We start from the raw sequence: 13,868 nt of genomic DNA, 5'->3' as shown, positions 1-13,868 counted from the left end.
GCTTTTTCACTTTGACCAGAGTTTTATCCCCTGAATTTGCTACCTAGCTATGCTACGATATTACTGAAGATCTTATGTATCTGACGACTTATCAAAACCGGGAGGAGAAAAATTGAATCGGTCAACTGATGAAAATATAACGTTTAAAGGAACACTGACATTTAAAGATTTTAAGAAATATAATATGTTTCATGTTAGAAAAGCGATGCTATCTATGTTTATCCTTAGTTTTCTTTTGTCCTTCTTATTGTTGTCTGCTTTTATTTACGAAGACATTACTCTAACTGTTTTAATTAATTCCTTTATTATAGGGGTATTTGGACTACTATTTTTATTTAGTTTAAATCATTTTCAAACCAGGAAACTATTCTACAGCGAGTCGTTCTTGAAATTACAACAAGTTTACACAGTAAATAAAGAAGGAATGATTCTTGAAACGGAGAGAAGTAAAACTTACTACAGATGGTCTGATGTAACTAAGAGTTACGAGCTTGAAGAAATGTTTCTTCTTTACGTTTCAAAAGCAAAAGCAATGGTAATTCCAAAAACATACTTTTTTACTGAAAGTGATATAGATACATTCAGATCATTTATAAAAATTGAATTGAACGACCATAAGACTCTGATGCGAAATGAAAAAATTAATAAAAACCTAACAGAAAAGATACTTGCGGCAATTCCCCACGTTATAGCCATTATCCCTATTCCTGGATTAAACTTTACTATAACGTTTGTTTATTGGTATTTTCTTAGATATCAATCTAAATTCATAGATTTCCACGGAAAGCAGTCTATCAATTTCCAGTTAAGCTTAACCATTTATTCTTTAACATCGATTACTGTATTTTATACGGTTAATTTTCTTTTAAGAGATTCGGGTCCTGGCAGTGTTTTAGTCACGATTCTCGCCATTGCTTGTTTAATTGCTGGTGGCTTGTTTTATGTAGTGACCATTATAATTGCGCTGATTGGTTCATTATTGGGGAAAGAATTTAAATACCCACTGACGATAAGAATATTGAGATAAGTATTTAAGTTAATCTCTTCTCTTTATGTGAATATACTTGAGTGGGAGGGGGTGTTTTATGTTTTGGGGAATTGTTTCTCTCATTGTCATTTCATTCTTGATATTTGGTTTTTTAATAGATAACAGGACAAATCGTTATAAATCACTTCACGATCAAAAAGTAAAAGAATCAATCGAAGAAGTTAAAGACGAAACACAAAAACAAAACCCATCTAATATTAACAATATCGGACCTTGGTAGAAAATTAATAGCCTATTTGTTTAAATAAGCGTTAATCATAACGATTAGCGCTTATTGATGCTGGTTGAAATAATTAAATTATATATATCAAACCTAACAAATAGGACAAATGTAGGATGAGATTTAGAAAAAAGCCACAAAAGGACTAGTTTATTAGGTCATTAAAATAAGTTCACTATCCTATATCCTCATCTTACCGATTCCTGTAAACTGAGTAAGATTCGGGTTATTTCGACAGTTATTGGAAAAAAGGGAATAAGGTGAACTTATGGAACTACCAGCACAATCAAGGAAAGAAACTGCAACACTAAACAAAAGGAGAAAGAGAATGTATGTCTTTCTTTCTTTAATGATCCTCATTTTTACTGTAGCAATCTTTTACTATAAAGAGGAACCCACGAACGACAAAATGTTGGCAACAAAATTGACTTTTAAAGAGATTGAGGTAAGTGCTAAAGATCGTGTTTCTTCTAATCAGGAGGTTATACAAAATTTATCTACAACACCATCAGAAGAGGAAACAAAGGATGTAATAAGTGAGGAATTGGTTGCTGAAGAATCAGTAAATAAAGTATTACCTAACTCCTCGGATCAGAAAGAACTAGCTCCTAAACCTCAAAAAACTATAAAAAATTCTTTTTCTCGTAACTCCGGAATGTTAATTATTGAACATACCGTCCAAAGTAAAGAAACATTGTATAGTATTTCTAAATTATATTATGAAAAGGATCATGTTGAGCAACTTCTTCTCTTTAATAACATTCAGCATCCAGAACTGGAGATTAAAGAAGGGATGAAAATCCTGATTCCTAACCCAACATACTTGACCCAACATAAGGTACAAAAAGGTGAAACCTTGTATCAGATTATTAGGACTTTTTACAGTAAATCAAAGTTAGTAAACTATTTGAGTGAGTATAATAATATTGAAGATCCCTCATTGGATATTCAGGCGGATAAAAGAATCACTGTTTTTCATGATCATCAATTGATTTCCCATACAATTAGACCAACTGAAACATTGTTTGGAATCATGAGTTCATACTATAAATTTTCAACTTTTTTATCAATGACCAAGGAAGTAAATCAGATATCTGAGAATATAACAATCGGACAAACAATAAAAATCGTAAACCCTTACCGAAGTAAAGCACAAACCATTATAGACGATGTAATCCCTGATTGGATGATAAGAATTTCCTTGAAAAACAATCAATTAACCATATATAAAGATAGTGAAATTTATAAAACAGTCACTGTCGCAACAGGAAAAGAATCATTAACACCAAAAGGAACGTACCGAATTATAACCAAAATTAGCAACCCCGGTTATACTCCTAAGGGCATTCCTGGTGGAGATCCTAGAAATCCATTAGGGACTAGATGGCTTGGCCTAGATGTAAACGGTACTAGCGGACGAACTTATGGAATTCATGGAACTAGTGATCCAACATCAATAGGTAAATATGTAACGAATGGCTGTATTCGTCTGGAAAATAGCGTTATAGAAGAACTGTTTGAAATACTCCCGTTGGAAACAAAGGTAATAATAGAGTAGTTAATGATAGATAATACAAGTCCAAATACTAAAAAACCTGAGGTGTAATTCCTCAGGTTTTTTCCTTTTATAAACAAAATTATAACTAAATTATGTTACATTAGATAACTTTATTAGAGTAAACGCTTTCAGAAAATTTCTGAAATTTTTTATTTAAAAACTGTTGTCAAAATCAATAAATCTCAATATAATCAATGTAAGGAAAAATAACATAAAAATGTGAGGTAATGTGACATGGCAGATGTAATTACAAAAGATAGCACGGGAACACTTGAGCAGATTAAAGAGACAATTAAACAAAAGAGTGTAGAACTACTTCACCTACAATTCATTGATATCGAAGGAATTTTAAAACATGTAACAGTAACTGCAGATCAATTTGATGATGTAGTAGAAGGAAAGATGATGTTTGACGGATCTTCTATTAAAGGATTTTCTCCAATAAACAAATCAGACCTTTATCTACTTCCAGATTTAAATACTTTTGCCGTATTACCATGGACTGTGGAAGATAGCTATTCGGAAGCTCGTTTCCTTTGCTCTGTAACAAACCCTGATGGTAGTTTATTTGAAGGAGACACAAGAAACGTTTTAAAAAAGACAGTAGAACGCGCAGCTGATCAAGGCTACTCAATCTCTGTAGGTCCAGAGCTAGAGTTCTTCTTATTTAAAACAGATGAGTACGGTACTCCTACTCTTGAATTAAGTGATGTTGGTGGTTATTTTGAACCATCACCTAAGGATATCGGTGAGCGCGTTCGTTTAGAAATCTATCGTGCATTAAAAGCAATGGGCTTTACTATTGAAGCTTCTCACCATGAAGTGGCTGAAGGGCAGCATGAAATCAACTTCAAATACGCAGATGTTTTAAGTGCAGCTGACAATGCAACTACTTATAAGTGGGTTGTTAAAACAGTAGCACGTCAATATGGTTTACATGCTACTTTTATGCCAAAGCCAGTTTACGGGATTAACGGTTCAGGAATGCACGTAAATATGTCATTATTTGAAGGAAGCGAGAACTCTTTCTACGATGCAGCTGATAAGAACCAATTATCTGAAAAAGCTTACCAATTTATTGCAGGAATTTTAGATAACGTAAAGAGCTTTGTAGCGGTAACCAACCCTCTAGTAAACTCTTATAAGCGTTTAGTTCCTGGTTATGAAGCACCTTGCTATATTGCATGGTCACCTTCTAACCGTTCTGCATTAATTCGTATCCCAGCTAAGAAAGGTTTAGCAACTCGCGTAGAATTACGTTGTCCAGATCCATCTTCAAACCCATACCTAACTTTCGCTTTAATAGCATCTGCTGGGTTAGATGGAATTGAAAGAGGACTCGAAGTTCGTGATTCAATCGACGCTGATATCTTCCATATGTCAGAAGATGTTCGTGCTGACCTTGGAATTGAAAACCTACCTGGTAGCTTAGAAGCTGCCTTAGCAGAATTACAAGCTGGTGAAATTGGTCTTAAAACTTTAGGAGAGCATGTGTATGGGGAATATGTAGCTCTTAAAAAGGCTGAATGGGATGACTACCGTACTGCCGTACATTCATGGGAACTTGAAAACTATCATACTAAGTTTTAATCAAAAAGCGGGAATGCTCCCGCTTTTTTAATTTAGGCTCTTTTTTAAAGCTTTGTTGCTTTTGTGACATTAAGTTTGGCTGTGCAACCAGTATGATAAGTAAATTGAGTAGAGATTGGAAAAGAGCGACTGTCTTTATGTATAGTAAGATCTTAATACTAAGCTGAAAATCCGGCTTTTGGGATTTTTACGCAAAGCAACAATCTATACAAACAGCCTTAATTTATAATTAACTTTTTCCGTGTAACTCACTCACTAATAACTCAACAGCAGGAAGATCTGCCGGGGCCCATTTTAATGATGATAAATTTTCTCGTTTTACCCATTGGAGGGATGCGTGTTCAGTTGGAAAGGGAGCTCCCTTTACAATCATACATTTTATAGTAATCAAATTAATAATAAAGCTGTCATATTCATGGATATTCTCGTGAAATAGTTCATTTGCTTTTATATTACATTGTAATTCCTCTAAAATTTCTCTTTCAAGTGCAGAATATATATCCTCGTTTTCCTCAACCTTTCCACCTGGAAATTCCCAATAATCAGGCTGAGACATTTCTTTAGATCTGAGTGCACATAGGATTTCTTTTTGGTCATTCTCAATAATTGCCGCGACAACTTTAATTTCATTCATTTTAAATCTTCTCCTATTAAATGTTTCCTATATTATGTTTCAACGTTCCAAAATTTTCAAATCCCTATCTTTCTAATTTACAATCATTTTAATCACAGATGCAGTAGTGGTTTAAATGATAATCGAAATTTTAATAAACAGGACCATGATTCACACAATTTGCAGACCGGACCCCCAAAGAACATTTGAATTTCATTGCATAAATTTGGTTTCCCTTAATACAATAAATGGAATTAATATCTTAGGGGGGACAGCTGTGCCTAAAGCTAAGAAGCTTTTTGTTGGAAATTACAAGGGTGGGGTTGGGAAGACAACTAGTATTTATCAAATCGCATTACATATGGTGGATTCCGGAAAAAAAGTGTTGCTAATTGACTTAGATCCACAATGCTCACTTAGTGAAATATGCTTAACCCGTACCGGGATGGACCTTGAAAGATTAAAGAATAACGAATGCTTAAATTACGTATATGATATATGGTTCCAAAAAGAGGAATACCCACATCTTAACGTAACGTTAGAAAAGAAGAACTTAATTAAAGAAACGGATGAAGGTGTACACTTTATTCCTTCTAATATTTTTTATAGAAATGGCGGTTTAGATGATTTTGCTCAACGACTACAGGATGATTTCTACGATTTATTGACTCTTCAGCAGTTTTTCCAGTCTAGTCATGTGGAAGATGACTTTGATTATATATTGTTTGATTGCCCACCGAGTAACAATATTATTACACAAGGGGCATTTTTGTTGTCAGATTTTTATATTATCCCCTCGATCATCCAAACAATGAGTGTACGAGGCATCGTTCATTATATAAAAACAGTAGATAAAATTTTTCAAAAAACATGTAAGGAAGCTAAGAATGCTAGTCTAGCTTTAGAATTATTCGGAGATAAACCTGAACTTTTAGGAATCTTTGAAACAATGAAAAAAGGCACAGCTAATTATGACACGGTTATGAATGATTTAAAGAAAGATTTAACGAAAGCGAAGGTTGAAACACTGTTGTCAAACATTGGTGTGGAGAAGTATGTATTTGATACAGTCATTCATAATTATGAACATATTGCTAGAGCAACGGCTAATGGAGAAAAAGCAGCTGAATACAAGGAGCTAACAAACGAAATTATCACCTGCATTGAACAAAAGCCGATCAAAACTCTCATATTTTCAGGTGGAAAACGATGGCTAAAATAACTTTTGGACATATTTCAAGTTATATAGAAAAGTTGAGAAGTATTTATCAATCAATTGATGAAGGTTTATTCAAAAATGAAATTATAGAGTTGAATAAAACCATTGAACTATTAAACAGCATTCAAAAAGGTTCATTGCTCCCGACAGACTTAGTAAAAGAACAAGACCATCAACAGAAACCAAAACTGGCAGGAAAACCGAGAGAAAACACAAAAGAGAAATCGAATATTAAGTTAAATAAATTTGATCAGGGGTTAAAATTATTATCCCAAGGAAAATATAACGAACTCAAGGGAACAAAATTAAATTACGAAGAAATAACAAAAGAAGAAGATGTTGTCCAATTTCTTGAAGAAACTACCGATTCACAAGTATTAAATCATGCTACAGCTATAGACTTAAAACTACTATATTGTATCTTAACTGGAGAAACGGTTGAGATTAAAGGGAAAAATAAAAAAGCGTTGCTCCAAACAATAAAGTTAAATATTCACGCAGCAAGACGTGGAGCTGCATTTACAAAAACGAAATAATTTAATACATTAAAGCAGTGGGGGCCTGTCCCCCACTGCTTTAATGTGTATAAGTGACAATAATTTTATTATGTAAACTAATTTACATTCTAATAAATTTATTGTTTATAATACTTCGACAATCGTAATTTTTAAGGTAGAATAATAATATCTTAGTAAAATAATAGTTACTTTTAGTTAGAAGGTGTAATGATGGAATTTGTTTTGGTATTAATACCCGTTTTTATTGTCTTTGCGGTTGGGTTTATAGGACAGAGAACGTTAAACATCAATCCGAAGAGTATTTCAAAAATGGCTTTATATTTACTAATGCCATTTTTGGTGTTTAAAACATTTTATGAGAATGAGCTAAACGCCACTTATCTTCATTTGACCATTTTTGCTTTAGGTGTGTGCTTTGGACTGATTACCCTCGTCTATGCCATCTCATATTTTAAGAAGTATACAAGAAATGAAGCTAGCTCACTAGTGTTATCTTCAGCTTTTATGAATAACGGTAACTACGGTACGCCGGTGGCACTTTTTGCATTTGGAGCTGCAGGTTTTGATATTGCGATTATTTTGATGGTTATCCAATCTTTAATTATGACAACAGTAGGGATCTATTATGCAGCAAAGGGAAGTGATGAGAAGCAAACTGGTATTCTAGGAGCTTTGTTAGCAGTTGTTAAAATGCCGACGGTTTATGCAGCTTTAGCCGGAATACTCTTTCAGTTAGCTCCTTTTGACTTACCTGAGATGATTCATAGAAGTGTCACACTAGTTGCGGATGCTGCTATTCCAACAGTTATGATTATCCTTGGTATGCAACTAGCCACCATTCGGATTAAAAATCTAGAGATAGAAAAAATGTCGTATTCGCTTGGATTAAAATTAGTTGTTTCACCTTTAATTGCCTTTCTTTTTGCGCTTGTTCTCCCGGTATCAGATTTAGTGGGTGATATTATGATCCTCATGGCTGCTATGCCATCAGCAGCCAATACAACGATGATGTCGCTAGAATTTAATACGAAGCCTGAATTTGTTTCTTCAGTTACCCTGGTTAGTACATTAGCAAGCGTCATTACCTTACCTATTATACTTGCGTTAATTTCATAGACCTTACCCCAGTAGCTAAAGGACTGGGTTTTTTTAATACTCAATAACTTATACACTATCAAAATATTTTACACAGGAATTCCTTCCAATTAAACGAACTTATATAGTAGAAAGGAAGTGTACCGGTATGACACAATCCCATTTTGTATTTGTCTATGGAACGCTAAGGATAGGAGAGACAAACCATTACTTACTTGAAAGGTCAAGTCTTGTAGCCGAGCAATGCTGGACGTTTGGAGAAATGTTTGATAGTGGTTTTGGGTACCCTGCTATAAGAAAATCGACTACTAGTTTGATATATGGTGAGCTTTACTCGGTAAACGATGAAGAACTTAAGCAATTAGATGAGCTAGAGGATTATATAGAAGGAGGTACTGATAACTTATATAACCGCATTTCTCAAACGATCCATACTGACACAAAAACCATACAGGCTTTCATTTATGTGGCAAATGATATAAGACTACTTCAAGAACCGATTACACATGGAGACTGGAAGCGATATCGATTACTAAACCATGAAGAAAGCATATTGTACTTTGCTTATGGAAGCTGTATGGATGATCAGCGATTTATTGAACATGGAGTGGAACATTATTTTAAAAAGGTAAAAGGAAGAGGGGTTTTAGCCGGTTATTCACTCAGGTTTACAAAGCATTCGAATGATGGAGGTCGTGCTGATCTTGTTGAAGAGGGGGGAGTCGTAGAAGGTAAAGTATATGAGATTCCCATTGAAGCAATATTTAATTATCTATTTGACCGAGAAGGGGTTAATTTTCAAACCTATCGTCCGACATTTGTTACGATAGAGACAGATGGAAACATCTTACAGAATGTGCTTACCTTTGTTGTGGTTCAAAAAAAGGCAGAACTAGCCCCGCCTCTGCATTACGAAAAAGAAATTATTCGTGGAGCAAATGGGTTGTTAAGTGAAGAATATGTATAAAAACTTAAAGCATCTATACATAAATTAAGATAGGAACAAGTGTTCTATTTATGATATAATAGAAGGTAACTACATAAGCAGGTGAGCGGTTAACTACTTCCCTAAGGTTGGGAGGTGGTTTAATGACAGCATATGAGGCGTTGACAATTGCCCTTCAATCGAATTTAGTCATACTCGGCATCTTGTCTATCACGATCATGCTTTTTGTTTCAAACAAAAAGAAGTAACCGTCTCACCTCCCCAGGCCGAAGACAGTTACTTCTTTTTATTTATCTTTATCTTGGGTTAGCCACTTATTTTGCGGCTGTAGTTAACGATCAGGTGTTCGCACCACCTGATCATTTATTACTATATGTTCATTATAAATAAGTATGTTCTGTTTTTCAATAAATAGTCTTTTATTAAGGCTGTTTGTATAGATTGTTGCTTTGCGAAAAAATCCCAAAAGCCGGATTTTTACCTTAGTATTAAGATCTTGCTATACATAAAGAAGGTCGCTACTTTCTAATCTCTACTCATTTTATTTATAATACCGGTTGTACAGCCAAAATAAATGTCACAAAAGCAACAAAGTGTTAGAAAAGAGCCTTTATTAAACTCACATCAACTTTTTATTTGAGTAAATATAAAAACCTTGATATAATTAAAATACTTACAAATAAATACTCCAAAGGGGAGTAGCTTTCACAATAAAGTCGTCATTACAGGGATTCTTCCTCGGCTTTAATTGGCAGCTTCGGCTGTTAGCGAGACCTTTGCCTAATGGTAAAGCCCCTTTGTATTAGCAAAACACTTTACCATTTGCGTAGAGTGTTTTTTGTATAAAAATCAAAAGAAAAAGGTGATCTTTATGCTAGATAAACTCTTTAAGTATTTTCTAAAAAGCAAAAGTAAATCGTATTATAAACATTATTCAAGCAGTGATTTTAAAAAGAAACCATACGGACACCATCCTTCAAAATATGGCCATGGTTATTATAAAAAGAAGCATAAGCCAACCGGATTTTTTGGTAAGTCCTATAGCAGTAGCTAAGGATGTTCAATCTTAATGATTGGTTGGAGAGACCGTATAAGGCAGGGACCACTCTAAACAAGAGATATAAAATACTTCACTTTATTGGGAAAGGCAGCTACGGTATGGTTTATCGTGCAACAGACCCATTAACAGGGAATATAGTGGTGATTAAACAAGCCCGGAACCGCAAGAAAAAAGAAAGGGAGGGCTATTTACAGCGTGAGGCAGAAATGCTTGCTGCATTGAGCCATTCAAGAATTCCGACCTGCCTTGATTTCTTTGAAGAACGGGACCGGGCCTTTCTAGTCATGGAATGGAAACCAGGAAAGAATATTGAGGATCTTATTTTTCAAGATGGTCAACAATTTAACGAAGAAGATAGTCTTCAGCTACTAGTTAAAGTTCTAAAGATTGTCCATTATTTACATGAGCATGAAGTGATCCACCGTGACCTTCGTATTCCTAATATTCTAATTGACAAAGAAGACGTTTCCATTATCGACTTAGGACTTGCCACTAGACTAGATCACGTAAATGACTTAGAAATACTACCGTCAATGCCGTTAGAAAAACAATTGTACCGAGAGATTTCTGTTACAAGTGACTTTTATGCACTTGGCCATTTCCTGCTTTTTTTACTGTATTCAACATATAAGCCTTCATCAAGGAAGGAACTCAGCTGGGAAGAGGAACTTTCTATACACCCCCGAACAAAAATGCTTGTACGAAAATTATTAAAGTTAGATAACCCCTTTCAAGACATCAATGAAATAATAAAAGAGGTAAATTTTATTACCTCGTTACTAAAGGCTTGCGTGTAATATGCAGGCCTTTCACTTTGCTTCCCAAGTTGCCGAAATATTGATAATATAAGGAAGAGAGTAGAGTAGATAGGAGAGATTATATGACAACATTTCAAGAGAAATTAGAAAAATATGCAGCACTTGCGGTTGAAATCGGTGTAAATGTTCAAAAAGGTCAGACTCTTGTCATTACGGCCCCCATTTCAGCAGCTGAATTTGTTCGTAACATTTCTAAAAAAGCATATGAAAAAGGCGCAAAACATGTGGTCATTGATTGGCAAGACGATGAGCTTACACGAATGAAATTTGAGTTAGCACCAGACGAAGCCTTTACAGAATATCCTTATTGGATGTCAAAAGGAAAGAATGAACTAGCTGAAGAAGGCGCAGCATTTTTACATATTGATTCAAAAAATCCAGATCTTTTAAAAGGAATTTCTCAGGAGCGTATTCAAAATTCTACAAAAGCTGCTTCTAATGTATTAAAGCCTTATCGTAACAGAATGATGAGTGATAAAAACAGCTGGTCAATAGTGGCCATTCCAACTCAAGCTTGGGCCGATAAAGTATTTCCTGATCTTGAAGAAGGTAAGCGTATGGATGCTCTTTGGGATGCCATCTTCCAAGCTACTAGAGTTGACAAAGAGAACCCTGTTGAAGAATGGAAAAACCATACTAATATACTAGATTCTAAAGCAGACTTCTTAAATGAAAAGAAATTTCATGCTCTTCATTATACAGCACCCGGAACAGATTTGACGGTTGAACTTGCAAAGGATCATATTTGGGTTAGTGCGGGTAGCATTAACGAGAACGGCAACGAGTTTATAGCAAATATGCCAACGGAAGAAGTCTTTACCGCTAATGCTAAGACAGGTGTTAATGGTGTTGTTTCAAGCACGAAGCCGTTAAGCTATGCAGGTAATTTAATTGAAAAATCCACGTTAACCTTCGAAAATGGCAAGATTGTTGATTTTACCGCTGAAAAGGGGTATGAAGCATTAAAGAAGCTTCTTGAAACAGATGAAGGTTCTGCATACCTGGGAGAGGTGGCACTTGTTCCACATAACTCACCGATTTCTAATACTGATTTAATTTTCTTCAACACTCTATTTGATGAAAATGCATCGAATCATTTTGCTATCGGAAAAGCGTATCCGTTCTGCGTAGAAGGAGGCAAAAACATGAGTGAAGAAGAAGTTGTCGCACATGGATTAAATGATAGTTTATCTCACGTAGACTTTATGGTCGGTTCAGCCGAAATGAACATTGATGGTATTACAAAAGATGGGCAAAAAGTTGCCGTATTTAGAAATGGTAGCTGGGCATTTTAATTTAGGCTGTGTTAAACCTCGTTGTTGATTTTCGTTACAGGACACTCGCTTTCCGTGGGGCGTGCGGTGAGCCTCCTCGGCTGCGCCTGTGGGGTCTCACCTGTCACGCTACTCCCACAGGAGTCTCGCGTCCTTCCACTTCAATCAACTGTGCAAAAAAATCAACATTGTACTTTAACAGAGCCTTAATTTAAAGTAATCTAAAACAATTTCAAAAAAGTGTATGGATTCCTTCCATGCACTTTTTTACGTTTTAAGATACGTACGCAGGATCGAATTGTTAACAATTCATGACATTATAACAAGAGTACTTTACATATAATTCCATTAAGTTTAGGTTTAAATTAGTAGGTGGATGAATACTTTCTATTTATTTTTTCAATACCAATAGATAGCCTTTTATTATGATAAACACATACTAGCATTGATGATTAAACAGAAAATGGGTGATGAATATGAAAAAAGGACTTATTTTCGGACTTGGTTATTTCTTATTTATTATAGCTATCATTTCAATTGGTATCTTTTATTCAACCCTAGATATACCTAAACAATCCCCTGCCAATGAAGCTACACAAACTAAACTGAATCAGAGCTTTGATGAAGCATTGAAAGAACACCAAGAAAAAATAGAAGAAAAAAAGAAAAACGAGGATCCAAACAAGTGGAAGCCATCTTCTTCATTTGTACTTACTGCTGTATCCCTTGGAGCCATTGCTGACATCGTCATCGTAATCCTATGGGCACGTCATGAAAACAGAAAGAAAGAAAGCGGAATAATAGTAGGTAACAAAACAAAAAAAAGAATAACAGAATCAGCAATCTTTTGGTGGATTATCGGACTTGGTATCGTGAGAAAGAAGAATGATAGGTTAGTTATTGATTGGAAATATATTGTTGTTTATTTATTACTTGGATTACTGGTTAAAGTTTGGATTACCAAAGAATTAGTATAGAAATAATAAGTAGGAGTTGGTACAAGCTTTGTGGGTTGCGGTAAATACTATTTTTCAAGTTATGACGATGACTACAATATGACGCATTATCTTATACAGGTAAGAAAACTGCCTGCAACAAGCATTTTTTAATAAAACTACCTAAACGAACAAAAATAGGGATTTAAATAGGGACTTTTTCTTTACTTAGAGTTCGAGAGCTAAAAAGTTTTAGAATAAGTCTTAACTATAGAAAAAAACACGCACAATGGCGTGTTTACTTTACTTAAATAATATATGCTCCTAAAACTATTTGTTAAATGGACCATCCTGATCAATTACCTGCTGTAAAGCTTGGACAAAAACATCCGTTCCCTGCGCACCAGTCAAAGCATATTTTTCATTAATGATAAAGGTTGGAATGCTTCTAATCCCGAATCGGCCAGCGTTTTCTTCATCAGTTCGAACTTCTTCGGTCATGGCCTCACTTACAAGCAAGCTTGCAACCTCATCACGCTCTAAACCAATTTCAACAGCCAACTCAATTAATGTCTCGTGATCTCCAATGTGTTTAGATTCAGTATAGTAAGCATGTAATAAACGATTTGTCATTTCATGCATTAACCCTTTAGATTTAGCAAACATAGTGAGACGATGGGCATCAAAGGTATTTGTTAAAATGATTGTATCCATCTTATAATCCAAGCCCTCAGCTTTTGCCATTTCAACCATTTGTTGAGTATTAGCTTTTGCCTGTTCAATACTCATACCATATTTCTCCGCTAGTTTCTCATAGATATTATAGTCAACGTTCCGCTCAGCATTAGGATCTAATTCAAAGCAACGATAGACGACCTCGACCGGTTGATCAATTTTTTTAATAGCGTCCTCCAGACGCTTTTTGCCAATATAGCAAAATGGTCAAGAGAAGTCTGTCCACATTTCAATTAACA

Annotated in this window: 13 protein-coding genes; 11 read left to right on the top strand and 2 right to left on the bottom strand. The window is 34.9% G+C overall.

Annotated elements, in window-relative coordinates; translation table 11 throughout:
- Positions 1–112 precede the first annotated feature (112 nt).
- The 4 genes from M1D60_RS11925 to glnA all read left to right on the top strand — a co-directional run bounded on the left by M1D60_RS11925 (position 113) and on the right by glnA (position 4,416).
- The gene (locus M1D60_RS11925) at positions 113–1,027 is read left to right on the top strand and encodes a DUF4870 domain-containing protein (RefSeq protein WP_456275110.1); all 915 of its coding nucleotides are present in this window, start codon (positions 113–115) and stop codon (positions 1,025–1,027) included.
- 58 nt (positions 1,028–1,085) lie between these two features.
- Positions 1,086–1,268 (top strand): hypothetical protein, encoded by a 183-nt coding sequence (locus M1D60_RS11920; RefSeq protein ID WP_456275109.1) that lies wholly within the window; start codon positions 1,086–1,088, stop codon positions 1,266–1,268.
- 268 nt (positions 1,269–1,536) lie between these two features.
- The gene (locus M1D60_RS11915) at positions 1,537–2,826 is read left to right on the top strand and encodes a L,D-transpeptidase family protein (protein WP_456275108.1); all 1,290 of its coding nucleotides are present in this window, start codon (positions 1,537–1,539) and stop codon (positions 2,824–2,826) included.
- Positions 2,827–3,060: 234 nt separating this feature from the next.
- Complete coding sequence (glnA, locus tag M1D60_RS11910; protein ID WP_456275107.1) at positions 3,061–4,416, top strand: type I glutamate--ammonia ligase; 1,356 nt, start codon at positions 3,061–3,063, stop codon at positions 4,414–4,416.
- Positions 4,417–4,645: 229 nt separating this feature from the next.
- Here the strand turns inward: glnA and M1D60_RS11905 are convergent, their stop codons facing one another.
- The gene (locus M1D60_RS11905) at positions 4,646–5,050 is read right to left on the bottom strand and encodes a (deoxy)nucleoside triphosphate pyrophosphohydrolase (RefSeq protein WP_456275106.1); all 405 of its coding nucleotides are present in this window, start codon (positions 5,048–5,050) and stop codon (positions 4,646–4,648) included.
- A 256-nt stretch (positions 5,051–5,306) separates the two neighbouring features.
- On the opposite strand from M1D60_RS11905, the gene M1D60_RS11900 reads away from it, so the two are divergent.
- The 7 genes from M1D60_RS11900 (at position 5,307) to M1D60_RS11870 (ending at position 12,936) form a co-directional block, all read left to right on the top strand.
- Positions 5,307–6,251, top strand: a complete 945-nt coding sequence (locus tag M1D60_RS11900; protein ID WP_456275105.1) for a ParA family protein — start codon at positions 5,307–5,309, stop codon at positions 6,249–6,251.
- Positions 6,239–6,784 (top strand): hypothetical protein, encoded by a 546-nt coding sequence (locus M1D60_RS11895; protein WP_456275104.1) that lies wholly within the window; start codon positions 6,239–6,241, stop codon positions 6,782–6,784. The genes M1D60_RS11900 and M1D60_RS11895 overlap by 13 nt, the downstream gene beginning before the upstream one ends.
- A gap of 192 nt (positions 6,785–6,976) precedes the next feature.
- Positions 6,977–7,882, top strand: a complete 906-nt coding sequence (locus M1D60_RS11890; RefSeq protein WP_456279425.1) for an AEC family transporter — start codon at positions 6,977–6,979, stop codon at positions 7,880–7,882.
- 127 nt (positions 7,883–8,009) lie between these two features.
- Positions 8,010–8,828: a gamma-glutamylcyclotransferase gene (locus tag M1D60_RS11885; protein WP_456275103.1), complete on the top strand. Its 819-nt coding sequence runs from the start codon at positions 8,010–8,012 to the stop codon at positions 8,826–8,828.
- Positions 8,829–9,863: 1,035 nt separating this feature from the next.
- Positions 9,864–10,664 carry a serine/threonine protein kinase gene (locus M1D60_RS11880; protein ID WP_456275102.1) on the top strand — a complete coding sequence of 267 codons (801 nt, stop codon included), beginning with the start codon at positions 9,864–9,866 and terminating at the stop codon, positions 10,662–10,664.
- 83 nt (positions 10,665–10,747) lie between these two features.
- Positions 10,748–11,980: an aminopeptidase gene (locus M1D60_RS11875; protein ID WP_456275101.1), complete on the top strand. Its 1,233-nt coding sequence runs from the start codon at positions 10,748–10,750 to the stop codon at positions 11,978–11,980.
- A gap of 455 nt (positions 11,981–12,435) precedes the next feature.
- Entirely contained in the window at positions 12,436–12,936 is a 501-nt protein-coding gene (locus M1D60_RS11870; protein WP_456275100.1) for a hypothetical protein, read from the top strand.
- Positions 12,937–13,224: 288 nt separating this feature from the next.
- On the opposite strand, the gene M1D60_RS11865 is transcribed toward M1D60_RS11870, so the two are convergent.
- Positions 13,225–13,788: a DsbA family oxidoreductase gene (locus M1D60_RS11865; RefSeq protein WP_456279424.1), complete on the bottom strand. Its 564-nt coding sequence runs from the start codon at positions 13,786–13,788 to the stop codon at positions 13,225–13,227.
- Between the last annotated feature and the right edge of the window lie 80 nt (positions 13,789–13,868).

The sequence above is a fragment of the Bacillus sp. AK128 genome (genome assembly GCF_053903075.1).
The sequence above is the reverse complement of the archived record's forward strand: the minus strand, read 5'-3'. Positions and strand labels throughout refer to the sequence as shown.